The 25,753-nt window shown below is 62.7% G+C and carries 28 protein-coding genes (1 of these 28 only partly in view); 13 read left to right on the top strand and 15 right to left on the bottom strand.

What is annotated here, in order from left to right; all coding sequences use genetic code 11:
- The 3 genes in view from ACT5M9_RS12465 to pepQ are tightly spaced (at most 36 nt apart) and all read right to left on the bottom strand, a layout consistent with a single transcriptional unit that may run on beyond the window.
- Positions 1-1,325 carry the 5' portion of a TrkH family potassium uptake protein gene (locus ACT5M9_RS12465; protein WP_438548162.1) on the bottom strand. It extends 133 nt beyond the left edge of the window, so only the first 1,325 of its 1,458 coding nucleotides appear in the window; its start codon is at positions 1,323-1,325; its stop codon lies off the left edge, out of view.
- 36 nt (positions 1,326-1,361) lie between these two features.
- Positions 1,362-1,979 carry a YigZ family protein gene (locus tag ACT5M9_RS12460; protein ID WP_457982957.1) on the bottom strand — a complete coding sequence of 206 codons (618 nt, stop codon included), beginning with the start codon at positions 1,977-1,979 and terminating at the stop codon, positions 1,362-1,364.
- Entirely contained in the window at positions 1,979-3,301 is a 1,323-nt protein-coding gene (gene pepQ / locus ACT5M9_RS12455) for a Xaa-Pro dipeptidase (RefSeq protein WP_438548164.1), read from the bottom strand. Before pepQ ends, ACT5M9_RS12460 begins: the two co-directional genes overlap by 1 nt.
- A 195-nt stretch (positions 3,302-3,496) precedes the next feature.
- Here pepQ and ACT5M9_RS12450 point away from each other — a divergent pair, with 195 nt between their 5' ends.
- From ACT5M9_RS12450 to ACT5M9_RS12425, 6 genes are all read left to right on the top strand, one after another.
- Positions 3,497-5,434, top strand: coding sequence for an acetoacetate--CoA ligase (locus tag ACT5M9_RS12450; protein ID WP_457982959.1), 1,938 nt, complete (start codon positions 3,497-3,499; stop codon positions 5,432-5,434).
- A 203-nt stretch (positions 5,435-5,637) separates the two neighbouring features.
- On the top strand, positions 5,638-7,785 hold the full coding sequence (fadB, locus tag ACT5M9_RS12445) for a fatty acid oxidation complex subunit alpha FadB (RefSeq protein ID WP_457982961.1): 2,148 nt from the start codon (positions 5,638-5,640) through the stop codon (positions 7,783-7,785).
- Positions 7,786-7,806: 21 nt separating this feature from the next.
- Positions 7,807-8,970 (top strand): acetyl-CoA C-acyltransferase FadA, encoded by a 1,164-nt coding sequence (gene fadA, locus ACT5M9_RS12440; protein ID WP_457982963.1) that lies wholly within the window; start codon positions 7,807-7,809, stop codon positions 8,968-8,970.
- 363 nt (positions 8,971-9,333) lie between these two features.
- Complete coding sequence (locus ACT5M9_RS12435; protein ID WP_438548168.1) at positions 9,334-10,056, top strand: response regulator; 723 nt, start codon at positions 9,334-9,336, stop codon at positions 10,054-10,056.
- A gap of 60 nt (positions 10,057-10,116) precedes the next feature.
- The gene (locus ACT5M9_RS12430) at positions 10,117-11,562 is read left to right on the top strand and encodes an ATP-binding protein (protein ID WP_457982964.1); all 1,446 of its coding nucleotides are present in this window, start codon (positions 10,117-10,119) and stop codon (positions 11,560-11,562) included.
- A gap of 5 nt (positions 11,563-11,567) precedes the next feature.
- Complete coding sequence (locus ACT5M9_RS12425; RefSeq protein ID WP_457982966.1) at positions 11,568-12,830, top strand: ABC transporter substrate-binding protein; 1,263 nt, start codon at positions 11,568-11,570, stop codon at positions 12,828-12,830.
- 45 nt (positions 12,831-12,875) lie between these two features.
- Here ACT5M9_RS12425 and ACT5M9_RS12420 read toward each other — a convergent pair whose 3' ends face one another.
- Positions 12,876-13,067, bottom strand: coding sequence for a hypothetical protein (locus tag ACT5M9_RS12420; protein WP_033132548.1), 192 nt, complete (start codon positions 13,065-13,067; stop codon positions 12,876-12,878).
- Positions 13,068-13,238: 171 nt separating this feature from the next.
- Here ACT5M9_RS12420 and tusA point away from each other — a divergent pair, with 171 nt between their 5' ends.
- A complete protein-coding gene (gene tusA, locus ACT5M9_RS12415; RefSeq protein ID WP_042642635.1) occupies positions 13,239-13,484 on the top strand; it encodes a sulfurtransferase TusA in 246 nt (81 codons plus the stop codon).
- 20 nt (positions 13,485-13,504) lie between these two features.
- On the top strand, positions 13,505-13,852 hold the full coding sequence (locus ACT5M9_RS12410) for a RidA family protein (RefSeq protein ID WP_457982968.1): 348 nt from the start codon (positions 13,505-13,507) through the stop codon (positions 13,850-13,852).
- Between the two features lie 234 nt (positions 13,853-14,086).
- On the opposite strand, the gene ACT5M9_RS12405 is transcribed toward ACT5M9_RS12410, so the two are convergent.
- The 5 genes from ACT5M9_RS12405 to ACT5M9_RS12385 form a co-directional block, all read right to left on the bottom strand.
- Complete coding sequence (locus tag ACT5M9_RS12405) at positions 14,087-14,743, bottom strand: OmpA family lipoprotein (RefSeq protein ID WP_457982969.1); 657 nt, start codon at positions 14,741-14,743, stop codon at positions 14,087-14,089.
- 151 nt (positions 14,744-14,894) lie between these two features.
- Positions 14,895-15,137: a hypothetical protein gene (locus ACT5M9_RS12400; protein ID WP_457982970.1), complete on the bottom strand. Its 243-nt coding sequence runs from the start codon at positions 15,135-15,137 to the stop codon at positions 14,895-14,897.
- A gap of 119 nt (positions 15,138-15,256) precedes the next feature.
- Positions 15,257-15,511 carry a hypothetical protein gene (locus tag ACT5M9_RS12395; RefSeq protein ID WP_457982971.1) on the bottom strand — a complete coding sequence of 85 codons (255 nt, stop codon included), beginning with the start codon at positions 15,509-15,511 and terminating at the stop codon, positions 15,257-15,259.
- Positions 15,512-15,593: 82 nt separating this feature from the next.
- The gene (locus tag ACT5M9_RS12390) at positions 15,594-15,866 is read right to left on the bottom strand and encodes a hypothetical protein (protein ID WP_457982973.1); all 273 of its coding nucleotides are present in this window, start codon (positions 15,864-15,866) and stop codon (positions 15,594-15,596) included.
- A gap of 44 nt (positions 15,867-15,910) precedes the next feature.
- Positions 15,911-16,165 (bottom strand): hypothetical protein, encoded by a 255-nt coding sequence (locus ACT5M9_RS12385; RefSeq protein ID WP_438548176.1) that lies wholly within the window; start codon positions 16,163-16,165, stop codon positions 15,911-15,913.
- A 290-nt stretch (positions 16,166-16,455) separates the two neighbouring features.
- On the opposite strand from ACT5M9_RS12385, the gene ACT5M9_RS12380 reads away from it, so the two are divergent.
- Entirely contained in the window at positions 16,456-17,016 is a 561-nt protein-coding gene (locus ACT5M9_RS12380; RefSeq protein ID WP_457982974.1) for a cysteine hydrolase family protein, read from the top strand.
- A gap of 59 nt (positions 17,017-17,075) precedes the next feature.
- Here ACT5M9_RS12380 and ACT5M9_RS12375 read toward each other — a convergent pair whose 3' ends face one another.
- A complete protein-coding gene (locus ACT5M9_RS12375; RefSeq protein WP_457982976.1) occupies positions 17,076-17,657 on the bottom strand; it encodes a DNA-3-methyladenine glycosylase I in 582 nt (193 codons plus the stop codon).
- Between the two features lie 210 nt (positions 17,658-17,867).
- Between ACT5M9_RS12375 and glyQ the strand changes: the two genes are divergently transcribed.
- Positions 17,868-18,791 (top strand): glycine--tRNA ligase subunit alpha, encoded by a 924-nt coding sequence (glyQ, locus tag ACT5M9_RS12370; RefSeq protein WP_025328800.1) that lies wholly within the window; start codon positions 17,868-17,870, stop codon positions 18,789-18,791.
- Between the two features lie 9 nt (positions 18,792-18,800).
- Positions 18,801-20,870, top strand: coding sequence for a glycine--tRNA ligase subunit beta (glyS, locus tag ACT5M9_RS12365; protein ID WP_457982977.1), 2,070 nt, complete (start codon positions 18,801-18,803; stop codon positions 20,868-20,870).
- A 126-nt stretch (positions 20,871-20,996) separates the two neighbouring features.
- On the opposite strand, the gene ACT5M9_RS12360 is transcribed toward glyS, so the two are convergent.
- Positions 20,997-21,470, bottom strand: a complete 474-nt coding sequence (locus ACT5M9_RS12360; RefSeq protein WP_100860858.1) for a DUF2846 domain-containing protein — start codon at positions 21,468-21,470, stop codon at positions 20,997-20,999.
- A 389-nt stretch (positions 21,471-21,859) separates the two neighbouring features.
- Between ACT5M9_RS12360 and ACT5M9_RS12355 the strand changes: the two genes are divergently transcribed.
- Both ACT5M9_RS12355 and ACT5M9_RS12350 read left to right on the top strand, forming a co-directional pair.
- Entirely contained in the window at positions 21,860-22,750 is an 891-nt protein-coding gene (locus tag ACT5M9_RS12355) for a DMT family transporter (RefSeq protein ID WP_457982978.1), read from the top strand.
- Between the two features lie 80 nt (positions 22,751-22,830).
- On the top strand, positions 22,831-23,313 hold the full coding sequence (locus ACT5M9_RS12350; RefSeq protein WP_457982980.1) for a DM13 domain-containing protein: 483 nt from the start codon (positions 22,831-22,833) through the stop codon (positions 23,311-23,313).
- An 88-nt stretch (positions 23,314-23,401) separates the two neighbouring features.
- Here the strand turns inward: ACT5M9_RS12350 and ACT5M9_RS12345 are convergent, their stop codons facing one another.
- From ACT5M9_RS12345 to ACT5M9_RS12330, 4 genes are all read right to left on the bottom strand, one after another.
- Positions 23,402-23,701 carry a hypothetical protein gene (locus tag ACT5M9_RS12345; protein ID WP_438548183.1) on the bottom strand — a complete coding sequence of 100 codons (300 nt, stop codon included), beginning with the start codon at positions 23,699-23,701 and terminating at the stop codon, positions 23,402-23,404.
- A 67-nt stretch (positions 23,702-23,768) separates the two neighbouring features.
- The gene (locus ACT5M9_RS12340; protein WP_457982981.1) at positions 23,769-24,449 is read right to left on the bottom strand and encodes an ArsR/SmtB family transcription factor; all 681 of its coding nucleotides are present in this window, start codon (positions 24,447-24,449) and stop codon (positions 23,769-23,771) included.
- A gap of 29 nt (positions 24,450-24,478) precedes the next feature.
- Complete coding sequence (locus ACT5M9_RS12335) at positions 24,479-24,859, bottom strand: hypothetical protein (protein ID WP_457982983.1); 381 nt, start codon at positions 24,857-24,859, stop codon at positions 24,479-24,481.
- 222 nt (positions 24,860-25,081) lie between these two features.
- Positions 25,082-25,648, bottom strand: coding sequence for a hypothetical protein (locus ACT5M9_RS12330; RefSeq protein ID WP_457982984.1), 567 nt, complete (start codon positions 25,646-25,648; stop codon positions 25,082-25,084).
- Between the last annotated feature and the right edge of the window lie 105 nt (positions 25,649-25,753).

Below are 25,753 nucleotides of genomic sequence, written 5' to 3'. Positions count from 1 at the left end.
AGACCGGGCCCCACGTTGGTAAAAGCAGCCGCCACGGCGGAGAAGGCTGTCACCTCGTTCAACCCCGTCATCAATAACAACAGCATGAAGATGAAGAAGAGAATGATATAGGTAGCGAAGTAGCCCCACACCGCCTCGACGATCCGCTCTGGTACCGCGCGTCGGCCCAGTTTCAGGGTGTAGATGGCGCGCGGGTGCACCAGCCGCTTGAGTTCGCGCATCCCCTGCAGGAACAGGATCATGAAGCGCATCACCTTGATGCCGCCGCCGGTACTGCCGGCGCAGCAACCGATGAAAGCGGAGAACATCAGCAGCATGGGCAGGAAGGAGGGCCAGTCCGCATAGCTGGTCGTGCTGTAGCCCGTGGTGGTACCGAGCGACACCGCCTGGAACAGACCATGGTTGAGGGCCTCCTGCCAGGTGGCGTAGTGGCCGTGGAACAGCAGGGATATAAAGCAGATGAGTACCAAGACCCCCTGGATCCCCAGGAACACCTTGAGCTCGGAGTCACGCAGATAGCTGCTCAGCCGCACCGGCTTGTGGGCGAACACCATGAAGTGCAGGGCGAAGTTCACGCTGGCCAGCAGCAGGAACACCACTGTGATCAGGTTGATGGCCGGGCTGTTGAAGAAGCCGATGCTGGCGTCATGGGTCGAGAAGCCCCCCACCGACAGGGTGGAGAAGGAGTGGCAGATGGCGTCGAACAGGCTCATGCCCGCCATCCAGTAGGCCAGGGCACAGAGCGAGGTGAGCAATAGATAGATGAACCAGAGCGCCTTGGCCGTTTCGGCGATGCGCGGGGTCACCTTGTTGTCCTTGACCGGCCCCGGGATCTCGGCGCGATAGAGCTGCATACCCCCGATGCCGAGCAGCGGCAATATGGCGACCGCCAGGACGATAATCCCCATCCCCCCCAGCCACTGCAGCAGCTGGCGATAGAACAGAAACGCCTTGGGCAGATTGTCCAGCCCGGTCAACACGGTCGCCCCCGTGGTCGTCAGGCCGGAGAACGACTCGAAGAAGGCCTCAGAGACCGTCATGCCGGGTACCTCCCCCAGCAGGAAGGGCAAGGCCCCCACGCTGCCCAGCACAACCCAGAACAGCACGACGATGAGGAAGCCTTCCTTGGATCTGAGGTCTTTCTTCTGATGGCGGTTCGGAAACCAGAGCACGGCGCCGAGCAGCAGGGCGATGAAGAAGGAGTTGACGAACTCGGCACCGCCCCCATCACGATACCCAAACGCCACCATCGCAGGCAGCAGCATGGTCGAGCTGAACAGCGCGACCAAGAGGCCAACGATACGAATGATGCTCAGGATCTGCATTCGGGTTCCCTTTTCGGACTAAAAGAGCGATGGATTCTAGCCATCTAAGGGATGAAGTGATACCCGGCCATGGGTTCTGTCGGTCAACTCCTGGGCCACCTGGGTCCAGCTTTCCGTATCCCAGGCCACCTGCAGACTGACCCGCTGACCATAGTCCGCCGTCAGCAACTGACCCTGATGGGCGGCGATCAACGCCTCCACCACCCCCATGTCGCCATAGTCGCATTGGATGAGAGAAGAGCGCTGCAACCGCTTCTGCTCGGTCACCAGCACCTTGAGAGCCGCGCCGACACCGCCGCCATAGGCCTTCACCAGACCACCGGTACCGAGCAGCACGCCGCCGTAGTAACGCACCACCACGGCCGCGATCTCGCCGATGCCAGAGCCCATCAGTTGGGCCAGCATGGGCTTGCCGGCGGTACCAGAGGGTTCACCGTCATCGCTGAAGCCATAGACCTGGCTGTCTTGCGGCGCCCCGGCGACGAAGGCCCAGCAGTGGTGCCGGGCCGCCGGGTGTTGCCGCTTGACCTCCCCGATCCAGGCCTTGGCGGCCTCCACAGTCGGGGTATGCGCAATCAGGGTGATAAAGCGGCTCTTCTTGATCTCCTCGCCAAGCACCAGGGGCGCCGCCGGGATGGCGTAGGCTGCCGCCATCAGAGCCCTGCTTGTCGCGTCAGGTTTTCCACACCATCGCCGTGCAGCACCACGTTATCTTCGATACGGATGCCGCCGTAGGGACGCAGCGCCTCCACCTTGTTCCAGTTGATGCGCTTGCCCTGCTCACCCTGGCGCAGCGGCTCCAGCAGGCTGTCGATGAAGTAGAGGCCGGGTTCTATGGTGAACACCTGGCCCACCTCCATCACCCGGGTGCAGCGCAGATAGGGGAACTGCTCGGGAGCGGCCAGGTGAGTGCCGCGCTCATCCTGCATGAAGCCCCCCGCATCGTGCACCTGCAGGCCGAGGAAGTGGCCGAGCCCGTGGGGGAAGAAGACGTTGGTGACGCCGGTATGGATCATCTCGTCCACCGACATGTCCACCAACTCCACCGACTGCAGCAGGCGCGCCAATCTGTGGTGCATCTGCAGGTGCAGCTCCCCGTAGCGGCGGCCCGGCTTGATCTCCTTGATGATCTCCTGCTGCTGGACATCCAGGGCCGCGATCAGATCGGCAAACTCCCCACGACGCCAGGCCCAGGTGCGAGTGATGTCGGAGGCATAGCCCTGATAGTCCACCCCGGCATCGATCAGGAAGGAGTGGCGCTCCGCATCCGGCACCCGCTGGCTGGAGAGGTGGGTGTAGTGCAGGATGGCCGCGTTGCGGTTGATGGCGACGATGTTGCCGTAGGGCGCCTCATTGGCCCCCTGACCAACCGCCTTCATATAGGCCAGGTTGATCTCGAACTCGCTCGCCCCCGCCATGAAGGAGTCCTTGGCGGCGATGTGGCCACGCACCCCGATGCGGTTCGCATCGCGCAGGCACTCGAGCTCATAGGCCGTCTTGTAGGCACGGTGATAGTGCAGGTAGTTGAGCACGGCCTCCGGGTTGGGATGACCCAGCCCCAGCAGCTCGGCGACTTCGAGGTGTCCCCCCAGATAGGCCCACTCCTGCTTGTCGGCGGGCAGGTGATCGGCGACCTGCTCAGGTTTGGTCAGGAAGCGGATGTCGAAGAAGTCGACCCAGAAGGCATTGGGCAAGTCCGCCACCTTGTGCCAAAAGTCCACCGGCCGGTAGAACAGCAGCACCGGCTTGTTCACTCCATCCACCAGCAACCAGCAGTGGGGGTTGTCCAGCACGGGCAACCAGGCCTTGAACTGCGGATTGACCTTGAAGGGATAGTCCTGATCGTCGAGGAAGATGCGGTGGGTCTGGCCCGAGTGAATGGCCAGACCGCCGAGCCCCTGTTGCTGCAAGATGTCGCGGGTGCGTTGCTGCAGGGTATCGAGATGCTGGGCAAAAAGTTGGCTGTAACTGCTCATGGCGTCCTGCTCCGGGCAAATGTGGGATCAGCATAACATCAAGCGAATCAAGGCTCGAGCCGTCAAGCTTTCCCTTCGTGAGGTAACGCATAGGTTACAGGGTTTTGTTATGAACCAAAAACCAACCATTAACAAATTGAGAACAATTCAATACACTGCCTCCAGACAGTAGAAATCAGCCGTCAGGAACGACTCATGCAAAACCTTTGTCTGTGGCAGCCGGATCAGGACAGGATGCAACACTCCAACCTTCATCAGTTCATGGCCGAAGTGAACCACTTCCACGGCCTGCAACTGCGCAGCTACGCCGACCTCTATCAATGGTCGGTGGAGAAGACCACCCGTTTCTGGCCCCTGGTCTGGCAGCACTGCGGCGTCAAGGGGGAGCTCGGGGACATAGTGGCGGAGAATCGCCAGGAGATGCAGCGTGCCCGCTGGTTCCCGGACAGCCGTCTCAACTTCGCCGAGAACCTGTTGCGCCGCCAGGACGAAGGCATCGCCATCGTCTCTCGCATCGAGGGGAGCGCGAGCCAGACCCTGAGCTGGGCCGAACTCGGCGATCAGGTTGCTCGCCTCGGCCAGTGGCTCCGCAGCCAGGGCATTGGTCGTGGCGATGTGGTCGCCGCCTATCTGCCCAACATCCCGGAAACCGTGGTCGCCATGCTGGCCGCCACCAGCCTGGGGGCGATCTGGACCTCCACCAGCCCGGACTTTGGCGAGGCCAGCGTGGTGGAGCGCTTCGGCCAGACCAGGCCCAGGGTGCTGTTCGCGGTGGATGGCTATCGTTACGGCGGCAAGGCCATCGACATCCAGGCCAAGGTCGCCGCCGTGGTCCGTCAGATCGACAGCATAGAGCAGACCGTGATGATCCCCCTGCTCGGCAACCCCTTGCTGCTCGGTCAGGATTGGGGCCGGGTCCTGGCGAGCCAGACCGATGCGACCCTGCGGTTCGAGCCCATGGGGTTCAACGATCCCCTCTACATCCTCTATTCCTCCGGCACCACGGGCAAACCCAAGTGCATAGTCCACGGCATCGGCGGCACCCTGCTGCAACACCTGAAAGAGCATCAGCTGCACTGTGACATCAAGCCCGGGGAGCGGGTGTTCTACTTCACCACCTGCGGCTGGATGATGTGGAACTGGCTGGTGAGCGCCCTCGCCTCCGGCGCTACCCTGGTGCTCTATGACGGCTCCCCCTTCTACCCGGACGGCAACGTGCTCTGGGATCTCGCCCGCGACGAAGAGGTCTCCCTGTTCGGCACCTCCGCCAAGTATCTGGATGCCCTGCACAAGCAGGGCTATGCCCCGATCCAGACGCATGCATTACCGGAACTGCGCCTTATCTGCAGCACGGGTTCCGTGCTCTCCCCCGAAGGGTTCGACTACGTCTATCAGGGGATCAAGCAGGATGTGCAGCTCAGCTCCATCTCCGGTGGCACCGACATCTGTTCCTGCTTCGTCATCGGCAACCCCCTGAGCCCCGTCTATCGCGGCGAGAGCCAGGGGCGCGGCCTCGGCCTCGCGGTGCAGGTGTTCAACGAGGCGGGCCAGCCGGTGCAGGGAGAGAAGGGGGAGCTGGTCTGCACCAAGCCCTTCCCGGCCCAGCCCATCTACTTCTGGGGGGACGAGAGCGGCGACAAGTACCACGCCGCCTACTTCGAGCGCTTCCACAACGTCTGGTGCCACGGCGACTGGATCGAGCTGACCGACCACGACGGTATCCTGTTCTACGGCCGCTCGGACGCTACCCTCAACCCGGGGGGGGTGCGTATCGGCACCAGCGAGATATACCGCTACGTGGAGCTGCTCGACGAGGTGGAGGAGAGCATCGTCATCGGCCAGCAATGGCAGCAGGACGAGCGGGTGGTACTGTTCGTCAAGCTCAGGGCCGGCCTCAAACTGGACGAGCCGCTGCGGGAGCGCATCCGCCAGCAGATCAGGGAACACTGCACCGCCCGTCACGTCCCCGCCCGCATCCTGCAGGTAGATGCCATCCCCCGTACCAAGTCCGGCAAGATAGTGGAGCTGGCGGTGCGGGAAGTGGTGCACAACAGGCCGGTCAACAACACCCACGCCCTCGCCGATCCCGAGGTGCTGAGCCAATATAGAGACAGGCCCGAGCTGGCCAGCTGATCCGTCCTGGATATATGAAAGGCGCCCAAGGGGCGCCTTTCTTCTGCCCCATCCCCGGGCGAGTGCGAACAGGCCACAAGTGTTAAACGAATGTTTTAAATAGGTGTTGAAATTGTCTTGTTTTGGATCAATATTGAGCCTCGCCCCCTGCTGGGGAGAAAGGAGCAAAGCCCCCCACCACGTGGGAACAAGGAGACACTCTCATGATCTACCAAGGCGAAACCCTGTCGGTCAGCTACCTCGAACACGGCATTGCCGAACTGAGGTTTGATGCCCCGGGTTCAGTCAACAAGCTGGATCGCGCTACCCTGCTCTCGCTGAGCGAAGCGATCGCCACATTACAACAAGAACGTGAACTAAAAGGTCTGATCCTCACCTCCGGCAAAGACGCCTTCATCGTCGGCGCCGACATCACCGAATTCCTGGAACTCTTCGATCTACCGCAAGAAGATCTGCTCGGCTGGCTGAAAAAAGCCAACGACATCTTCAGCGCCATCGAAGATCTGCCGGTACCGACCCTGTCCGCCATCAAGGGCCACGCCCTGGGCGGCGGCTGCGAGACCATACTCTCCACCGACTTCCGTCTGGCCGACACCAGCGCCAAGATCGGCCTGCCCGAGACCAAACTCGGCATCATGCCGGGCTTTGGCGGTACCGTCCGCCTGCCGCGGGTGATCGGCGCCGACAATGCGCTGGAGTGGATCACCACGGGCAAGGATTACCGTGCCGATGACGCCCTCAAGGTCGGCGCCGTCGATGCAGTGGTCGCCCCGGAAGCGCTGCAGGCAGCGGCTCTGCAGATGATCAAGGACGCCATCGCGGGCAAGCTGGACTGGCAGGGCCGCCGCGCCGCCAAGAAGGCACCGCTGCGCCTGTCCAAGCTGGAAGCGATGATGAGCTTCAGCACCGCCGCCGGCATGGTTGCCGCCGTGGCGGGCAAACACTATCCGGCCCCCATGACGGCGGTGAAAACCGTCGAAGCCGCCGCAGGCATGAGCCGTGACGAGGCCCTCGTGGTCGAGGCACAGGGCTTTATCAAGCTGGCGAAGACCGATGTGGCCAAGGCCCTGGTCGGCATCTTTCTGAACGATCAGCACATCAAGGCCCTGGCCAAGAAGGCCGCCAAGCAGGCGAGCAAGGCGACCGGCCATGCCGCCGTGCTGGGTGCCGGCATCATGGGGGGCGGCATCGCCTACCAGTCCGCCAGCAAGGGCATACCGGCGGTAATGAAGGACATCAACGAGAAGGCGCTGGCGCTCGGCATGGGCGAAGCCACCAAGCTGCTCAACGGCCAGCTCGAGAAGGGTCGCATCGACGGCATCAAGATGGGCCAGGTGCTCTCCGCCATCACCCCCACCCTGAGCTATGACAGCGTCAAGCACGTGGACGTGGTGGTCGAGGCCGTGGTCGAGAATCCCAAGGTGAAGGCCGCCGTGCTCGGCGAAGTGGAAACCATCATCGGCGACGACGCCGTGCTCGCCAGCAACACCTCCACCATTCCCATCTCCCTGCTGGCCAAGGGACTGAAGCGCCCCGAGAACTTCTGCGGCATGCACTTCTTCAACCCGGTGCACCGCATGCCCCTGGTGGAGATCATCCGTGGCGAGAAGACATCGGATGAAACCATCAACCGCGTGGTGGCCTACGCCGCCGCCATGGGCAAGTCCCCTGTGGTGGTCAACGACTGCCCGGGCTTCTTCGTCAACCGGGTGCTGTTCCCCTACTTCTTCGGCTTCACCAAGCTGGTCGCCGATGGCGCCGACTTCGTGGCCGTCGACAAGGTGATGGAGAAGGAGTTCGGCTGGCCCATGGGCCCCGCCTACCTGCTGGACGTGGTCGGCATCGACACCGGTCACCATGCCGGTGACGTCATGGCACAGGGCTTCCCGACCCGCATGAGCAAGGACGGTCGCACCGCCATCGACGTGATGTACGAGGCGAGCCGCTTCGGTCAGAAGAATGGCAAGGGCTTCTACGCCTACGAGCAGGATAAGAAGGGCAAGCCGAAGAAGGTGGCCGACGCGGCCGCTTACGAGCTGCTGGCCCCCATCGCCAAGGCGCAACAGGCCTTCGACAAGGACGCCATCATAGCCCGCATGATGATCCCCATGATCAACGAGGTCGTGCTCTGCCTGGAAGAGGGCATAGTCGCGACCCCCGCCGAGGCGGACATCGCCCTGGTCTACGGTCTGGGCTTCCCTCCCTTCCGCGGCGGCGTGTTCCGCTATCTGGACACTATCGGTCTGGATCGTTACGTGGCCATGGCCGACCAGTATGCCGATCTGGGCCCCCTCTACCGCGTCAGCGACAAGCTGCGTGAGATGGCCGCCCAGGGCAAAACCTTCTACTGATTGCGGAAAGGAGATCCATTCATGAAAGACGTAGTCATTGTCGACTGTATCCGGACCCCCATGGGCCGGTCCAAGGGCGGCGCCTTCCGCAACGTGCGTGCAGAAGACTTGTCCGCGCACCTGATGAAATCCATCCTGTTGCGCAACCCTAACCTCGATCCGAACGAGATCGAGGACATCTACTGGGGCTGCGTGCAGCAGACCCTGGAGCAGGGCTTCAACATCGCCCGCAACGCCGCCCTGCTGGCCGGCATTCCGAAGCAGGTCGGCGCGGTCACCGTCAACCGTCTGTGCGGATCCTCCATGCAGGCGCTGCACGATGCCTCCCGCGCCATCCAGGTCGGTGACGGGGACATCTTCATCATCGGCGGCGTGGAGCACATGGGTCATGTGCCTATGAGCCACGGGGTGGACTTCCACCCCGGCATGGCGAAATCAGTGGCCAAGGCCTCCGGCATGATGGGACTGACCGCCGAGCTGCTCGGCAAGCTGCACGGCATCAGCCGCCAGCAGCAAGACGAGTTCGCCGCCCGCTCCCATCGCCGCGCCCATGCCGCCACCGTGGAAGGACGTTTCGCCAAGCAGATCGTCGGGCTGGAAGGCCATGACGCCAGCGGCGCCCGCTTCTTCTACGACTACGACGAGGTGATCCGCCCGGAGACCACGGTCGAGACCCTGAGCCAGCTGCGCCCCGTGTTCGACCCGGTCAACGGCACCGTCACCGCCGGCACCTCCTCGGCCCTGTCCGATGGCGCTGCCGCCATGCTGGTCATGAGCGCGGAGAGAGCCAAGGCGCTGGGGCTGACCCCGCGCGCCAAGGTCCGCTCCATGGCCGTGGCCGGCTGCGACGCCGCCATCATGGGTTACGGCCCTGTGCCCGCCACCCAGAAGGCGCTCAAGCGCGCAGGCCTGACCGTGGCTGACATCGATCTGTTCGAGCTGAACGAGGCGTTCGCCGCCCAGTCCCTGCCCTGCGTCAAGGATCTGGGGCTGATGAACCAGGTGGACGAGAAGGTGAACCTGAACGGCGGCGCCATCGCCCTGGGTCACCCGCTCGGCTGCTCCGGCGCGCGCATCTCCACCACCCTGATCAACCTGATGGAGGAGAAGGATGCCACCTTGGGTGTCGCCACCATGTGTATCGGTCTGGGCCAGGGCATCGCCACCGTCTTCGAGCGGGTATAACGAAGACCCCTGACCGGCCGCCCATCGGAGCCGGTCAGGGAATGCCCCCGCCAGAGTACGGGCGGGACATGCTGGAAATACCGCTCCCTCCCCTTGAGTGGAGCGAGCAAGAATTGTCACTTTGGGGTCGGCCTTGCCGGCCCGTTTTCGAGTCTGTGGAGCCCACCACACGGGGTGGTTCCTGTCGTCGGCATCTGCGCATGGCCGTCCCGTTTGGGTCGGCCTTTTTTCATTTTCACGCCAGATCATGCTCACTTCTGGGGCTATATTGCCCATAACCTCACATTAGAGGGGGGCCTTGCTTGCTTTTTACTCCCCCGACAGGTTCAATCTGCACAAAAAATGGGGTGGATGCACATACATATGTCAACGAGCAAACAACTGCTGATCGTCGACGACGACCAAGAGATCCGCGAGCTGCTCAACGAATACCTGACCCGGGCGGGCTTCGAGGTATTGACGGCGGCGGAGGGCAACGAGATGCGCAAGCAGCTCGCCCAGTACAGCCCGGACCTGATCATTCTGGACATCATGATGCCCGGCGACGACGGCTTTACCCTCTGCCAGCAGATCCGCCGTGACTCCCAGGTGCCCATCATCATGCTGACCGCCGCCTCCGACGAGGCGGATCGGGTGATCGGCCTCGAGCTCGGGGCGGATGACTACATCGCCAAGCCGTTCAGCCCCCGTGAACTGCAGGCCCGCATCAAGGCGCTGCTGCGCCGCGCCGAATTCCGTCAGCCGGAGAAAGAGAAGGAGCCGAGCCGCCGCTTGCGCTTCGCCGACTGGACCCTGGATACCCTGAGCCACCAGCTGACCCACGACGATGGCAGCCTGCTGGATCTCTCCGGCAGCGACGCCCTGCTGCTCGGCATGTTCCTGCAGCAACCCGGCGTGGTGCTGGACAGGGACACCATCTCGGATGCCACCCGCGGCCGCGAGAGCCTCCCCATGGAGCGCGGCATCGACGTGCAGATCAGCCGCCTGCGCCAGAAGCTGGGTGACAACGGCAAGAGCCCGCGCATCATCAAGACCATTCGCGGCAGCGGTTACATGCTGATCGCCGAAGTCCACGAGATCCCATGACAGGCAACGAACACGACTGCGCGGTAACAACATGCTGATCCACGAGAGGCACCGGATCCCATGAGAGGGCGGCGATTCTGGCAGGCCCTAGTGCCCCGTTCCCTGCTGTCGCGGATGCTGCTGCTGTTGCTGCTCGCCATCCTGCTCTCCCAGACCATACTCACCGGCATCTGGATGCAGCAGATCCAGAAGCGGGAGCTGGAGGGCATGCTCAGCACCACCCGCAACCTGGCGCTGTCGGCCGCCTCCACCGTCAACTTCTTCAAGTCCCTGCCCCTACAATATCGCCACATAGCACTGGATCAGCTGCGCAACATGGGGGGCAGCCGCTTCTTCGTCTCCCTGAACGAGGAAGAGATCCACATCAGCGCCATTCCGGACAGCGAGCGCAAGACCCTGGTGCTCAAAGAGGTGCAGGAGGTACTCGGTCGCAAGCTCTCCGACGCCATGGCCATCAAGGTGGACTTCTCCCGCCCCGAGGAGCTGCACGTCTTCAACAACGACACCCTGCTGGCGGACCTGCCCTCCTCCTGGGCCCGCTACACCCTGTCTCTCGAACCCATCAACCCCCCCGTGCTGGTGACCCAGATCGAGATAGAACCGGGGGAGTGGCTCTACCTGGCGGCCTTGCTGCCCGCCCCCTACATGACGCTGGATGACACCGTCATGCCGAGCAACCAGGTACGCTTCATCGCCCTGATGACGGTCTTCCTCTGCTTCTTCACCTTCATGCTGGTGCGCTGGCAGACCCGGCCACTACGCCGCCTCGCCAAGGCCGCGGTCAACCTCGGCAAGGACATCGATCAGCCCGCCCTCAAGGAGGAGGGGGCCTCGGAGATCGTCGCCGCCACCCGCGCCTTCAACATCATGCAGCAGCGCATCCGCCGCTTCATCGACGATCGGGAGCGGCTGTTCAGCTCCATCTCCCACGATCTCAAGACCCCCATCACCCGGCTGCGGCTGAGGGTCGAACTGCTGGACGACGAGACCCAGATCGCCAAGTTCAACAAGGATCTGGACGAGCTGGAGCTGATGGTGAAGGGGGCGCTGCAGACGGTGAAGGAGACCGACATCCACGAGAACCTCGAGCAGATCGACGTCAACGCCCTGCTGGAGCAGATGGCGGAGTCCATGAACCTGCACGAGGACCTGCTCCTCATCGAGGGGCAGTGCAAGTGGCCCTATCGCGGCAAGCTGCTGGCCCTCAAGCGCTGCATCGGCAATCTGGTGGACAACGGCATCAAGTACGGCAACCGGGTGCGCATCATCATCATGGACGACGAGGAGATGCTGATCCTGTTCATCATGGACGAGGGCCAGGGCCTGCCGGAGGATCAGCTCGAGCGCATCTTCGAACCCTATTACCGGCTGAGCACGGACCCCTCGGGCACCGGCCTCGGTCTCGGCATCGCCCGCAACATCGCCCACGCCCATGGCGGCGACCTGGTGCTGGAAAATCGCCCCCAGGGGGGTCTGCAGGCCACCCTCTCCCTACCAAGGCAGTAACTGTTATGAAGTGGTTCCCGTTTGCCGTTGTCACCCTGTTTGCCCTGCCCGCCACCGCCTCCCAGGTGGAGGTGCTGCACTGGTGGACGTCGGGGGGCGAAGCCAGGGCCGTCGAGGTACTCAAGTCGGAATGGGCCGAGCGCGGCAACCAGTGGAACGACTTCGCGGTGCAGGGGGGTGGCGGCAAGAGTGCCATGACGGTGCTAAAGAGCCGGGCGCTGGCGGCCAATCCGCCGGAGGCGGCGAACCTCAAGGGCTATGAGCTGGACGAGTGGGCCAGCCTCGGCTTCCTGCGCGACCTCAGCCCCATGGCCGAGTACCTCGGCTGGTATCCCAAAATGCCGCCCATGGTGAGGGAGACCCTCAGCCACAACGGCACCCTGATGGCGGTGCCGATCGGCATTCACCGCATCAACTGGCTCTGGCTCAACCGCGCCGTCTTCGAGCGGCTGGGGCTCACCCCGCCCACCGACTGGGATCAGTTCGTGACGGTGGCCAGGCAGCTCAAGGCCAAGGGCGTGACACCGCTCGCCATCGGCAACGAGCCCTGGCAGCTGACTGTGCTGTTCGAGACCGTGGCCTTGGGAGAAGGGGGCAAGGCGTTCTATCGCAAGGCCTTCCTGGAACAGGATGAGGCGACTCTCACCGGGCCCGAGATGGTGCGGGTCCTGACCCGCTTCCAGCAGCTGCGCGACTTCGTGCCCGAGAAATATGCCGGCCTGAAGTGGCACCAGGCCACCAACCTGCTGGAGAGCGGCGGTGCCGCCATGCAGATCATGGGGGACTGGGTGAAGGGGGAGCTGAGCGCCGGCAACTATCGCCCGGGGGAAGATATCGAATGCCTGCCGAGCCCAGGCAGCGCTGGCCTGTTCAGCTACAACCTGGACTCCATCGCCATGTTCAAGCAGCGTGATCCCGCCCAGTTGCAGGCCCAGGGGGAGCTGGCCCAGCTGCTGATGACCCCCGAGTTCCAGGCCAGGTTCAACCGGGTCAAGGGCTCCATCCCCGCCCTCAGCCAGCCGGACATGCGCCAGTTCGATCGCTGCGCCATTCGTTCTTACAAGGACTTCCAGCAGGCGGAGCAGGGCGGCAACCTGCTGCCCAGCATGTCGGACGGCATGGCGGTGCCCACCAACATGCGCCAGGCGATCATGGATGTGCTCAGCAGCTTCTTCAACGATCCCAGGGCCAACCCGGAGCAGACGGCGTTGCAACTGGAGCGGGCCATGCGCTCGACCCGCAGCGGGACCGGCGCCGAGCAGAAATGACAAAGGCGGACCGGGTCCGCCTTTGAGTCATCGAAGCCTGAATGTTCAGGAGCGATCGTTCTCGTCTTCATCCTCGTCGTAGTAGTCGCTGAGCTCTATCCAGAGCCCCAGCCCTATCATCACCATGGATCCGAACCAGGTGCCGGTGTTTCCGATGGGGCTGCCCAGCACTATCATGGCGAACGACAAGAACCCCATGCCTGCGTAGGCTTGCAATCTGCCGTAGGAGACCTGCATATTCACACCTCCTTGTTGAATATGGTTCAATTTTTATATTACTCATCGGGCGGAGTGTGGATAGAGCCGGATCACACTTTGGTTACATATGCTGCAAAGCAGCTCGCCGATTTGATTATTTTTTCGCCTTGAGTATCATTGGCAGCTTAATTGGTTGAAGGTTGATTATTGATGAGTGCTTTATTCTGCGATGCGACTCATGAGTTGGACGCAATCGGGCTTCGTTGCCCCGAGCCCGTGATGATGGTGCGCAAGAAAGTGCGGCTGATGGCCGAGGGCGAGACCCTGCTGGTCAGTGCCGACGATCCCTCCACCACCCGCGACATCCCCAGTTTCTGCCGCTTCATGGATCACACCCTGATCGCCAGTGAAACCGAGCAGGCCCCCTACCGTTACCTGATCCGCAAAGGTCAGTGATCCCACAGCAGGAAGAGCCCATGACAGCCATTACCCGAGTCGGTACCACCCAGCGTTGGTCAGACGTGGTCATCCACAACGGCACCCTCTATGTGGTGGAAGTCCCCGCCACGGATGAGGCCGACATTCATCAGCAGACCCGCGAGGTGCTGAGCAGCCTGCAGCGCCTGCTGGAAGCCAACGGCTCCGGGGTCGACAAGATCCTGATGGCCAACATCTACCTCAAGGACATAGGCGATATCGCGGCCTTCAACGCCCAGTGGGACGCCTGGATCCCGGCGGGCACCGCTCCCGTGCGTGCCTGCGTACAGGCCCGTCTCGCCCACGAAGGCTACAAGGTCGAAGTGCAGCTGACCGCGGCTGTGTAAGCCGGGAGGGATGCCTGGCTCCCCTGACGCCAACACAGCCCCCGTCCGCGCCTGCGTGCAGGCACGCCTCGCCCACGAAGGCTACAAGGTTGAAGTGCAACTGACCGCAGCAGTCTAGGACAGGGTTCGCCCCCTCATCCCCGCCCCTTCACCCGAGCGAGGAGAAGGAAGAGAAAACAAAAAAGCCCCGCCAGATGACTGGCGGGGCTTTTTTGTTGCCGAGAACCGGACCGCTTAGGCGGTCGGGGTCAGGGTGATGGTCACCCGGCGGTTCTGGGCCTTGCCTTCGGCGGTGCTGTTGGTGGCGACCGGCTGATCCGGGCCCACGCCACTGGTGGAGATGCGGCTGCCGGTCACACCCTGGCCGATCAGCTGGGCGGCGACGGCGTCGGCACGCTGGGCGGAGAGCTTCTTGTTCAGCTCGCGGGAGCCGGTGCTGTCGGTATGGCCGACCACGTTCAGGCGGGTCTTGTCGAACTCGGCCACCACCATGGCAACACCGGACAGGGTGTTGGCACCGGCCGCTTTCAGCTGGGCACTGGAGCTGTCGAAGGTGACGTTGTTCGGCATGTTGAGGATCAGCTGATCGCCGTTACGGGTCACGCTGACGCCGGTGCCTTGCAGCTTCTCGCGCAGCTTGGCTTCCTGCACATCCATGTAGTAACCGATGCCGCCACCCAGGGCGGCGCCGGCGGCCACGCCGGTCAGGACACCCTTCTTGCGATCCCCCTTGCTGGAGGAGAGCGCCCCCACGGCGGCGCCAGCGGCGGCACCGGCCAGCGCACCCCAGGCACCCTTGGAGGTCTGGGACTCACCGGTGTAAGGGTTGGTGGTACAGCCTGTGATGGCGATGGTCAGGGCAAGCGCGGGAACGAGTTTCTTGAAATGCATGGAATAAACCTCTGAAAAAGAACGACTCTAGCCGATGGCCGCGCATTCTACATGAGAGGGGCGCCAGAGTGTGACGCTCGGATGACAGATGCACAACAAGGGAGCCTGGGCTCCCTTGTTGTGACAAGCTTGGCGAGTGAGACCCGCCTCGTCAGTACTTGATTTCCCGGGCTTTCTCGCGCCCTTCCTGCTTGGCGTCGCGGTGCTCCTGGCGGCAATCGGCATTGCCTACCAGACCGCTGCGGCACTCCTGCTTGGCATCGCGGGACTCCTGCCGGGTGTCCTGGCGCACATCGCGGGCCTCGCGGCGCTGCCTGGCCTGCTCGGTGGCCTGGGCCGGCAGGCCGGTCAGCAGGACGGTGGCGGCAAGCAGCATGAATACGGACTTCTTCATGATGACTCCTGAACTGGATGAGACGCACCGGATCGGTGTCTCTGAATTATATATGGCGCTCTTCCGCCACGCCGGTCAGCACAGCCAACCTGAAGGGAGCGCCCTTATCCGGATCGCGCTCAGTATTTGACGTCACGCGCCTGATCGCGCCCTTCCTGCTTGGCATCCCTGTGGTCCTGGCGACAGTCGGCATTGCCCACCAGGCCTTCACGGCACTCCTGCTTGGCGTCGCGGGACTCCTGACGGGTGTCCTGACGGATGTCACGGGCATCCTGACGCTGCTCGCTCTGGTTGGTGGCGTGCGCCGGGACGGCGGCAAACAGGGCGCTAGCGGTCAGCAGGGCGGCGCTCAGGCGAGAGATGGAAACAGTCATAAGGACTCCAGATTAAGTTGATGCGGCAGCCTGGTTCGGCTGCCGTCATGGAAAAGGGGTTCGACGAGCCCGAGCTCTCGAATCAATATTTGATATCGCGAGCCGCCTCGCGCGCGTCTTGCTTGTTGTGGCGGTGTTCCTGGCGGCAATCGGCGTTACCCAGGAACTCCTCCTGGCGGCAATCTCGCTTCTGTTCGCGAGACTCCTGGCGGATATCCTGGCGCAGGTCCCGCGCCTGGCGGCGCTCCTGAGCCTGCTCGGTGGCCTGAGCCGGCATGGCCACCGACAGGGTACAGCCGACCAGCAAGGCTGACAGCAGGGCGCTGCGAGCCGGGTGAGGAGTTGAAATGTTCATGACGAGTCTCCCTGGTTGATCGGGCTGATATCTATGGCGCGGGATCAGTATTTGACGTCGCGGGCCTTCTCGCGCACGTCCTGCTTCACTTCACGCTTGTCCTGACGGCACTCGTAGTTGTCTTTCTGGTCGTTCTCACGGCAATCCTGCTTGGCGTCGCGGATCTCGGGACGCACCTCCTGACGCACGTCGCGGGAGTCCTGGCGATCGGTCGCCTGGGCGGGCAGGGTCAACAACAGGGTGCAACCGGTCAGGATCAGGCTGCCGAGGGAGAGGGTGCGAAATGCGGTCAGTGACATGGGGTATCCTCACAATGGTTACCCCGATTTTGAGCGGGTTTGACTGTATGCCGGCTGTACCGGGCGGTGAAAAATGACTCCTACCCCTGCTGGCATTCCACATGGCAGAGGCAGGTTACAAGATGATCGTTCACCATGCCCAGGACCTGCATGATGGATAGTGTTGTAGCGGCCCATCGCCACGACAGACGTTGCAATGTCGGGCTGCGCTTGCAATCCCCCAGATGCGGGGTTGTCGCTCAACGGCCGGTGACCCCAGAGTGGAGGACATTCCTCACGGAGCCATCCCCATGCCATCTCTGCCTCACGCTGCCCTGCTCGTCATCGACATCCAGACCGGCCTCCTTCACGGCCCCGAGGCACCCCATGCGGGGACCGAGACGCTGATCAACATCAACCGCCTGAGCCAGGCGGCCCGTGCCGCCGGTGTCCCCGTGCTGGCGGTGCGCCACACGGGCCCGGCCGGTAGCCCCATCGCCGCCGGCAGTCCGCTCTGGCAACTGGCGCCGGAACTGGTTGTCAACGACGCCGATCGGGTGTTCGACAAGCAAAGGTCCAATGCGTTTCATGGCACCGGCCTCGATGGCTGGCTGAAAGAGGACAAGGTGCAGACCCTGATCGTCACCGGCATGAAGACCCAGTACTGCATAGATACCACCTGCCGGGCGGCGGCAGATCTCGGCTATTCCGTGGTGCTGGTGAGCGATGCTCATACCTGCATGGATACCCCACAACTTGCCGCAACGCAGATCATCGCCCACCACAACGCCACCCTGGCTGGCCCTTTCGTGCGGCTTATGAGCAGTGACGAGGTGTGTGACGCGCTGACCCACACTCTTCAGCCCAGTTGATCCCGGACCCCAAACGAAGAAGGGAGGCTCAAGCCTCCCTTCTTCGTCTGCCCTCCGCGTTACCCCAGTGTCCCTGACTGCTGACATTCCACGTGGCAGGGGCAGGTCACCAGATGATCGTTCACCATGCCCACCGCCTGCATGAAGGCGTAGCAGATGGTGCTGCCGACGAAGGTGAAGCCCTGCTTCTTGAGGGCCTTGGCCATGGCATCGGATTCGGGCGAGGTGGCGGGAATATCGCCGTTGCCCTGGCGCTGGTTGACCATGGGGGCGCCGCCGACGAAGCCCCACAGATAGTCCGCGAAGTCGATGCCCTGCGCCTCCAGCGTCAGATAGGCGTGGGCATTTTTGATGACCGACTGCACCTTGAGGCGATTGCGGATGATGCCCTTGTCCTGCATCAGCCGCTCCACATCCTGGTCGTCGAAGCGGACGATGAGCGCGGGATCGAAGTCCGCATAGGCGCGATAGTAGCTGTCGGTGCGCTTGAGAATGGTGATCCAGGAGAGACCCGCCTGCTGGCCGTCGAGGCAGAGTTTGGCAAACAGCTCGCGCGGATCGCGCACCGGCCGCCCCCACTGTTTGTCATGGTATTCAATGTATTCCGGGTCCTTGGTCACCCAGGCGCAGCGCAGTTCCATTCTTTGTCTCCTGTGATTGAGTCGTCGTCCATCGGCGGGATTTCGGCGATGAGATCATGCCGCCATCACTCCGGGCCAACCAGGCCCGGCGCAGCATTCCCCCACTAATCCCCTGTAATTTCGCCTATTATCCGACCATGCCAGACGGTATACTCCTTCGGTTCACATTCAGCAAATCTTGCTCTGATTTCACTTCGCGCGAAAAACACTATGCAAAAATTCGATGTCAAAACCTTTCAGGGCCTGATCCTGCAGCTGCAGGACTATTGGTCCCGCCAGGGCTGTACCATCATTCAGCCGCTGGATATGGAAGTGGGTGCCGGTACCTCCCACCCCATGACCTGCCTGCGCGCCCTGGGCCCGGAGCCCATCGCCTGCGCCTACGTGCAACCGTCCCGCCGTCCCACCGACGGCCGCTACGGTGAGAACCCGAACCGCCTGCAGCACTATTACCAGTTCCAGGTGATCATCAAGCCGTCCCCCGACAACATCCAGGAACTCTACCTCGGCTCCCTGAAAGAGCTGGGCATGGATCCCGAGATCCACGACATCCGCTTCGTGGAAGACAACTGGGAAAACCCGACTCTGGGTGCCTGGGGTCTGGGCTGGGAAGTGTGGCTCAACGGCATGGAAGTGACTCAGTTCACCTACTTCCAGCAGGTTGGCGGCCTCGAATGCAAGCCGGTCACCGGCGAGATCACCTATGGTCTCGAGCGCCTGGCCATGTACATCCAGGGCGTGGACAGCGTCTATGACCTGGTGTGGTCCGATGGCCCCCTGGGCAAGACCACCTACGGCGACGTCTTCCACCAGAACGAGGTGGAGCAATCCACCTACAACTTCGAGCACGCCGACGTGGACTTCCTGTTCCACTGCTTCGAGCAGTACGAGAAGGAAGCCCAGCACCTGCTGGCACTGGAAAAACCGCTGCCGCTGCCCGCCTACGAGCGCATCCTCAAGGCCGCGCACTCCTTCAACCTGCTGGATGCCCGCAAGGCCATCTCGGTCACCGAGCGTCAGCGCTACATCCTGCGCATTCGCACCCTGACCAAGGCCGTGGCCGAGGCCTACTACGCCTCCCGCGAGGCGCTGGGCTTCCCCATGTGTCAGCGCACTGAGAACAAGCAAGGTTAAGGAACGGACATGGCACAACATACATTTCTGGTAGAGATCGGCACCGCCGAGCTGCCCCCCAAGGCCCTGCGCTCCCTGGCCGAAGCCTTTGCCGATAACTTCAAAGCCGAACTGACCAAGGCCGACCTGGCCTTCGGCGATGTCGAGTGGTTCGCCTCACCGCGCCGTCTGGCGCTGAAGGTGAGCGCACTGGCCAGCGATCAGCCGAGCAAGAGCGTCGAGAAGCGCGGCCCGGCCGTGTCCCAGGCGTTCGATGCCGATGGCAAGCCGACCAAGGCCGCCGAAGGTTGGGCTCGTGGCAATGGCATCACGGTCGAGCAGGCCGAGCGTCTGGTCACCGACAAGGGCGAGTGGCTGGTCCACAACGCCAAGGTCGAAGGCCGTCCGGCGCGCGAGCTGCTGGGTGAGCTTGTAGCTTCATCTCTGGCCAAGCTGCCCATCCCCAAGATGATGCGCTGGGGCGACAAGACCATCCAGTTCGTGCGTCCGGTGTTCACCGTGACCCTGCTGCTGGATGGCGATCTGGTGCCCGCCACCATCCTGGGTATCGACTCCGCCCGCACCATCCGCGGTCACCGCTTTATGGGCGAGAGCGAGATCACCATCGACAACGCCGGCCAGTACCCGCAGATCCTGCTGGAGCGCGGCATGGTGATGGCCGACTTTATGGCCCGCAAGGCCAGGATCAAGGCTGACGTCGAAGCGGCCGCCGCCGCCTTCGGTGGGGTTGCCGATCTGGACGACGCCCTGCTGGAAGAAGTCACCGCCCTGGTCGAATGGCCGGTGGTGCTGACCGCCAACTTCGAAGAGAAGTTCCTGGCCGTCCCGGCCGAGGCGCTGGTGCACACCATGAAGGGTGACCAGAAATACTTCCCGGTCTACGACCAGAACGGCAAGCTGCTGCCGAAGTTCATCTTCGTCACCAACATCGAGTCAAAAGACCCGAGCCAGATCATCAGCGGCAACGAGAAGGTGGTTCGCCCCCGTCTGTCTGACGCCGAGTTCTTCTTCAAGACCGACCTGAAGCAGACCCTGGCTTCGCGCCTGCCGCGCCTCGAAACCGTGCTGTTCCAGCAGCAGCTCGGTACCGTCAAGGCCAAGGTCGAACGCATCGAGACCGTCGCCGGCTTTATCGCCGAGCGCATCGGTGCCAACGTGGCTCAGGCCAAGCGTGCCGGTCTGCTCTCCAAGTGCGATCTCATGACCAACATGGTCGGCGAGTTCGCCAGTACCCAGGGTGTCATGGGGATGCACTACGCCCGTCACGACGGCGAAGACGAAGTGGTGGCCGTGGCCCTGAACGAGCAGTACATGCCGCGCTTCGCCGGTGATGCCCTGCCGTCCGCTCTGGAAGCCTGCGCCGTGGCGCTGGCCGACAAGCTCGACACCCTGGCCGGCATCTTCGGCATCGGCATGCTGCCCAAAGGCGATAAAGATCCCTTCGCCCTGCGCCGCGCCGCCATCGGTGCCCTGCGCATCATGACCGAGAAGCAGCTGGACCTGGATCTGGTCGAACTGGTGGAAGAAGCGGTACGCGTCTACGGCGACAAGCTGACCAACAAGACCGTCGTCACCGACGTGGTCGACTTCATGCTGGGCCGCTTCCGCGCCGCCTATCAGGACGAAGGCATAGGTGCCGACGTGGTGCTGGCCGTGCTGGCCCGCCGCCCGACCCGTCCGCTGGACTTCGATCGCCGGGTCAAGGCCGTCAGCCACTTCCGTAGTCTGGATGCCGCCCTGGCCCTGGCCGCCGCCAACAAGCGTGTGAGCAACATCCTGGCCAAGGTGGAAGGCGAGCTGCCGACTGCCGTCAAACCGGAACTGCTGCAGGACGCCGCCGAAAAGGCGCTGGCCACCCAGGTTGCAGCACTGCAATCCGAGCTGGCCCCGCTGTTCGCCGCCGGTGACTATCAGGCCGCCCTCACCCGTCTGGCCGCCCTGCGCGAGCCGGTCGACACCTTCTTCAACGAGGTGATGGTGATGGCCGACGACGAGGCCCTCAAGGCCAACCGTCTGGCGCTGCTGAACAACCTGCGCAACCTGTTCCTGCAAGTCGCGGATATCTCCCTGCTGCAGTGATTTGGTTGGGTTGATTGAAGCAAAAACGGCGCCTAGAGGCGCCGTTTTTATTAAGGAAGAAGTGAGGCTTAACGCCTCACAAAAATGCCAATAACTTCGTTTAATTGAATGCTTTTCTTAGCAGAATTAATTGCTGCAGACACCGGACTTGGCAAGCTGCACGTTTCCTTTTGAGATCACCCGCTTGCCTTCGGTATCGGAAACCGGCTCAAGCTTGGCGCCACCAACAAAGACACCCATCTTTATAATCTGGCGGAAGAAGTAATTCTTACCTGGCTCGGTAAAAACAGAGATCTTGTTATCGGAGAATTCAGATTCGGTAGAGAGTTCGTGAGTTTTACCGCCCGCTACCTGCTTATAGAAGAAAGTCTGGTTGGCAGACTCACCAAGGCATTCAGAATCAACATAAACGTCTTTTTTCTGGGCCTTTCCCATGTAGCTGTCTCGGTAGACGTAAAGACCTGCCATATTACCTTCCGGTGCAGGGAAGGCTTTCAGTCTGGCACTTTCCTGAGCACTTTCCATTGGAACACTGGCACAGCCTGCCAGCAACAAGGTGCCCAATACGGTTGACGCCAGCGCCAGTTTTTTAAACATCATGGGGAATTCTCCGTGCAATATTTAGCCTGAAATTTATATTTTAATAAATAATGAGTTGTCTCTGACAACGGCGAATTTGACCATATGAATCCAACTACCACCAGCAAACTTTATATTTCCGACTCAAGAAATAAATATGATGTGACACATATCAAACTTGAATATGGAGAGTCATCTTCTTCTTATGATAATCGGCTATCCATGGTGTAAATAAAGCATCGACGGCTCTCCAGAAGCTATGGTTCTATAACTGTTCCTTATTGACTGTTCGAATTATTATCCGATATTCGCAGAAACGAACGTACCTAACCTCTCCAGCACAACGGCTATCGCCGTTTCCGTGTACAATCCCTCACTCGTTCCAGCCTCAATGACCCGACGGCGACTCCATGAACCGCACGCCCCTGTTGTTGATGATCTGCACCACCCTGTTGGCGGCCGCCGGCTGGTTCTTCTCCAAGGAGGCGATCCGCGAGCTGCCCCCCGCCGCCTTTATCGGCAGCCGCTTCCTGCTGGCGGCCCTGATCCTGCTGCCCCTTGCCATCTTGTACGAACCCAGGCCCAGCCGTGCCCAGCTGCTGCGCGCCCTGGGCTGCGGCTCCCTGCTCGGTCTCAACCTGCTGCTCTGGGTGACAGCCATCAGCCAGAGCGATGCCCTCGGCAGCGGCGCCTTTATCATGAGCGTCGCCACCCTGATGGCGCCGCTGGCGGCTTGGGCCGGTTTCAAGACCCGACCGGGTCGCCACTACTGGACCACTCTTCCCCTAGCGGTGGCGGGTCTGCTGCTGCTCTCAAGCGGCACCGACTGGGGCGTCTCCCGCTCCCTGCTCTGGTTTTTGGCCGCCGCCATGGCCCTCGGCACCCAGCTCGCGGTGCATCGCCACTTCGCCCAGTCGATCCCGGCGCGCTGGCTCACCTGCATCCAGCTGGCCATGACGGGCCTGATGGGCACCATCCTCTCCCTGCTGACCGAGAGCTGGCCACCCTTCGTCAGCACCCCCATCTGGGGCTGGTTTGCCGCCAGCGTGTTGCTTGCCACCACCCTGCGCTACCTGCTGCTGACCCTGGCCCTGAGCAAGATGACCACCACCCACGCGGCCCTGCTGATGCTGCTCGAACCCGTCTGGACCCTGATGCTCAGCACCCTCTGCTATGGGGAGACCCTCGGCGGGGCCAAGCTGGCCGGTGCCGGGCTGGTGCTCGGGGCACTTGTGCTCTATCAGCTGCCCCTGCTGCGCAGCGGCGCACGGCTGGCGGTTAAGGAGTCCAGCCCGGACTAGCGCGGCCCCGACTCGGGGATGGGCACGAGCCGCCGTCGCTGCTAGGGTAGTGGCATTGATTCATCGACGACCGAGGCTCTATGCAACGCAAGACCATCGCCCTGCTGCTGGCCACCCATCTGCTGGTTGGGGGCGCGGGCTTTGCCGCCGGCATCTATCTGCTGCCGATCCTGATAGCGCCTGCCGCGCCTAGCAGTGAGCAGGTGGCGGCCAGCCAGGCGCTGGCGACCTATCAGGGCATCTTCAAGCGGGACTTGAAGGACAGCGATCGGCTGCACTGGGGGGAAGGCAAGGTGAGCATAGGGCCGAACGCCATCAGCCTGATGGGCCAGCTGGCACCCGGGCCCGATTATCAGCTCTACCTGTCGCCGGAATTTGTGGAGACGGAGGCGGACTTCGCCCGCCTGAAGCCGCAGATGGTGCATATCGGACCGGTGAAGACCTTCGACAACTTTATCGTGCCGCTGCCGACCGATGTGAACCCGGCCGACTACAACAGCGTCATCGTCTGGTGCGAAACGTTCGGGCAATTCATTACCGCTGCCCAGTATCAGAATCCCTGATCACGGCGACGACCAGCGTGGTCGGGGCAGCAAAAACAGCAAAGAGAAATGGCGCCTATTGGCGCCATTTCTATGACAAGCCGGCCCCTCAACTCGGCGGGAAGTGGCCACCTATGCTGATCACATTGACCTGTTGCAGGGTCCCGTTGATGGTGAAGGCTACCCTGTGCTCCTGGCTGAGGCGGATGGTGTAGATCCCCTTGTTCACTCCGCCGAGCTGCTCGTAATGCATGTCCCCCACCTCGTCGGCGGCGTTCTTGGGGTGGGTGCCGAGCTCGATTTTTCGCCGCCACTCGTGGTACTTGCTCATGCCCGCCGGGGGCACGGCCACATGCTTGCCCTTGTCGTAGAGGATGCGTTGCTGAGAGTCATCGATAGTCCATGCCATGGTTGGCTCCTTGCTTAGGCTCAAAAGAGAACCAAAGCATAGACCAGGCGCGAGCATTGAGGATCGATCAGAGCCCAAGTCCGAACTGTCGTTGCAGCAGGCGCTGGCCAGAGGCCGTCAGAGTCAGCTCCCGGCCGTCGAGTGCGCGCACCAGGCCCCCCTTGTCCAGCAGATGGGTGAGCAGGCGGGCGCCCAGCTGGCCCCCCAGGTGCATGCGCCGCTCGCTCCAGTCCAGGCACGGACAGGCGAAGTGGCACCTGCCCCTCGGCACGCAATCGATGCCGAGCCGGCCGAAGTGCCGTCCCCCCTCAGGAGTCAGGCCGTGACCGCCGGCGTCCAGCCAGCCCCGGGCCAGCAGGCCGTCGTACAGCCGTACCCCCAGCTCCCCCGCCAGATGGTCATAACAGGTGCGGGCGAAGCGCAGCCGCGCCGGGGTCTTGCTCTGCAAGGGGCCAGGGCCCTGCGCCGCCAGCCCCATCAGCTGCTCCACGACCAAGGCCACCTCCGGGCTCGCAATGCGGTAGTAGCGATGCTTGCCCTGCTGGACGCAGGCCGTCAGCCCCTGCTGCTGCAACCTGGCGAGGTGGCTGCTGGCGGTGGAGGCGGCGACTTCCGCCACAGTGCTCAGCTCGGTCGCGGTCCAGGCCCGCCCATCCATCAAGGCGGACAACATGCGGGCACGGCTGCCATCCGCGATGGCGGCGGCCACCTGTGCCAGGCCCAGTTCCAGGCTCTCTTGCGGGTTCATCTCGCCACTTCCCATCGGGGTTGTCCCTCTTATTGCCAATCGGCGGTGACCGCCCTGGCCTTGTCCATGTCGTCCGTCACCAGGATCAGCTGATTGGCATGATCGCTGTACAGGGTGATGATGTTGACTGAGGCGGCCCCCAGCGCGGTGCAGATGGCCCCCAGCTGGCCGGGCACCTCCTGCTTCAAACGGCGCACCAGTACCTCTCGCACCGCCACCACCTCCAGCCCGGCCTCTCTGGCGGCCTGGGCTGCGCGCTCCCCATCCTCCACCAGGAAGTGGGCATGGCCGGCGCCCCCGGCGAGGAACATGCCACCCCCTTCCAGGCTGACGTCCGCTCGGCCCATCAAGATCCCGAACTGCCCAAGCGCACCCGGGGTGTCCTGCAATATCAGATGAATATCGTACATCCCTGACTCTCCTTTGCGATAACAGCCTGCAGCATAGGGGAAGGCAGGAAGGGACGCTTCGATGGCGAGCGAAGCGTCTTAGTCTATGCCTCCTGCCCACGGCGAGCGTCGCCGGCAGCAAGCTCGGCCTCAGACGAGGGAACCGCCAACACAAAAGGCGCCGACGGGCGCCTTTTGATGATCGGCAGCTGCGAGCCGCACCGCTCTTATCGCACGAGAACCCTACTCCACCGGCGCCATCAGGTGCTGGTAGGGGGTCCCCGGCCACATGATATAGGGGACCGAGGTGTCCGGGGCCGCACTCTTTGGATACATGTCGTAGAACGCATCATCCGCCCCGACGATCATCACGTGGGGCCCGGTCTGCAACCACTGATTGCCTGTGGCGGGCTGAGTGGCATAGGGGTCGGTGTTGTTGGCATCGGTGCCGCCCTTGAGCATGTACATGAAGCCGATCTTGCCCTTGGGCGGGGTCTGGTGGCCGATCCAGGCGTGCGCCCAGACCATCGCCGCCGCATCCATGCACATGGGATCCGGCCCCGGCGTGGCCGGGTTGTCGGGCATGCAGGTAAAGCCGTTCTTGCCTTCCCGCAGGGTTCGCATCTTGCCATCGGCGCTCATGGCGACGATGGTGGCACCGGCACCGACCCTGGCGGGGGCCGCCGCCATGGCGCTGGTGATCATCGCCTCATCCGTCATCGCCGGTGCGTTGGCCATCTCTTCGGCCTGCACCAGAGCGGCCAGGCTGATGGCCGCAAATGCGCCAAGGGTGGACATGTGCTTGCACATAACGTCTGTCTCCCGGTTGGTTGGATCACGCACGGCCTGACTACCATGGCGGCCGTGCTGCCGGGCAGCAGCTGTCTGGTGGGGGACGGGTGATCGGAAGGTGGC

The organism is Aeromonas sp. AE23HZ002T15 (assembly GCF_054165525.2).
Note: the sequence above shows the minus strand (reverse complement) of the source record. Positions and strands in the feature narration are given on the sequence as shown.

Coding starts and splice junctions, on each gene's coding strand:
- ACT5M9_RS12460 (WP_457982957.1), bottom strand. CDS start 1,979: ATGGCGGCAGCCTACGCCATCCCGGCGGCGCCCCTGGTGCTTGGCGAG.
- pepQ (WP_438548164.1), bottom strand. CDS start 3,301: ATGAGCAGTTACAGCCAACTTTTTGCCCAGCATCTCGATACCCTGCAG.
- ACT5M9_RS12450 (WP_457982959.1), top strand. CDS start 3,497: ATGCAAAACCTTTGTCTGTGGCAGCCGGATCAGGACAGGATGCAACAC.
- fadB (WP_457982961.1), top strand. CDS start 5,638: ATGATCTACCAAGGCGAAACCCTGTCGGTCAGCTACCTCGAACACGGC.
- fadA (WP_457982963.1), top strand. CDS start 7,807: ATGAAAGACGTAGTCATTGTCGACTGTATCCGGACCCCCATGGGCCGG.
- ACT5M9_RS12435 (WP_438548168.1), top strand. CDS start 9,334: ATGTCAACGAGCAAACAACTGCTGATCGTCGACGACGACCAAGAGATC.
- ACT5M9_RS12430 (WP_457982964.1), top strand. CDS start 10,117: ATGAGAGGGCGGCGATTCTGGCAGGCCCTAGTGCCCCGTTCCCTGCTG.
- ACT5M9_RS12425 (WP_457982966.1), top strand. CDS start 11,568: ATGAAGTGGTTCCCGTTTGCCGTTGTCACCCTGTTTGCCCTGCCCGCC.
- ACT5M9_RS12420 (WP_033132548.1), bottom strand. CDS start 13,067: ATGCAGGTCTCCTACGGCAGATTGCAAGCCTACGCAGGCATGGGGTTC.
- tusA (WP_042642635.1), top strand. CDS start 13,239: ATGAGTGCTTTATTCTGCGATGCGACTCATGAGTTGGACGCAATCGGG.
- ACT5M9_RS12410 (WP_457982968.1), top strand. CDS start 13,505: ATGACAGCCATTACCCGAGTCGGTACCACCCAGCGTTGGTCAGACGTG.
- ACT5M9_RS12405 (WP_457982969.1), bottom strand. CDS start 14,743: ATGCATTTCAAGAAACTCGTTCCCGCGCTTGCCCTGACCATCGCCATC.
- ACT5M9_RS12400 (WP_457982970.1), bottom strand. CDS start 15,137: ATGAAGAAGTCCGTATTCATGCTGCTTGCCGCCACCGTCCTGCTGACC.
- ACT5M9_RS12395 (WP_457982971.1), bottom strand. CDS start 15,511: ATGACTGTTTCCATCTCTCGCCTGAGCGCCGCCCTGCTGACCGCTAGC.
- ACT5M9_RS12390 (WP_457982973.1), bottom strand. CDS start 15,866: ATGAACATTTCAACTCCTCACCCGGCTCGCAGCGCCCTGCTGTCAGCC.
- ACT5M9_RS12385 (WP_438548176.1), bottom strand. CDS start 16,165: ATGTCACTGACCGCATTTCGCACCCTCTCCCTCGGCAGCCTGATCCTG.
- ACT5M9_RS12380 (WP_457982974.1), top strand. CDS start 16,456: ATGCCATCTCTGCCTCACGCTGCCCTGCTCGTCATCGACATCCAGACC.
- ACT5M9_RS12375 (WP_457982976.1), bottom strand. CDS start 17,657: ATGGAACTGCGCTGCGCCTGGGTGACCAAGGACCCGGAATACATTGAA.
- glyQ (WP_025328800.1), top strand. CDS start 17,868: ATGCAAAAATTCGATGTCAAAACCTTTCAGGGCCTGATCCTGCAGCTG.
- glyS (WP_457982977.1), top strand. CDS start 18,801: ATGGCACAACATACATTTCTGGTAGAGATCGGCACCGCCGAGCTGCCC.
- ACT5M9_RS12360 (WP_100860858.1), bottom strand. CDS start 21,470: ATGATGTTTAAAAAACTGGCGCTGGCGTCAACCGTATTGGGCACCTTG.
- ACT5M9_RS12355 (WP_457982978.1), top strand. CDS start 21,860: ATGAACCGCACGCCCCTGTTGTTGATGATCTGCACCACCCTGTTGGCG.
- ACT5M9_RS12350 (WP_457982980.1), top strand. CDS start 22,831: ATGCAACGCAAGACCATCGCCCTGCTGCTGGCCACCCATCTGCTGGTT.
- ACT5M9_RS12345 (WP_438548183.1), bottom strand. CDS start 23,701: ATGGCATGGACTATCGATGACTCTCAGCAACGCATCCTCTACGACAAG.
- ACT5M9_RS12340 (WP_457982981.1), bottom strand. CDS start 24,449: ATGAACCCGCAAGAGAGCCTGGAACTGGGCCTGGCACAGGTGGCCGCC.
- ACT5M9_RS12335 (WP_457982983.1), bottom strand. CDS start 24,859: ATGTACGATATTCATCTGATATTGCAGGACACCCCGGGTGCGCTTGGG.
- ACT5M9_RS12330 (WP_457982984.1), bottom strand. CDS start 25,648: ATGTGCAAGCACATGTCCACCCTTGGCGCATTTGCGGCCATCAGCCTG.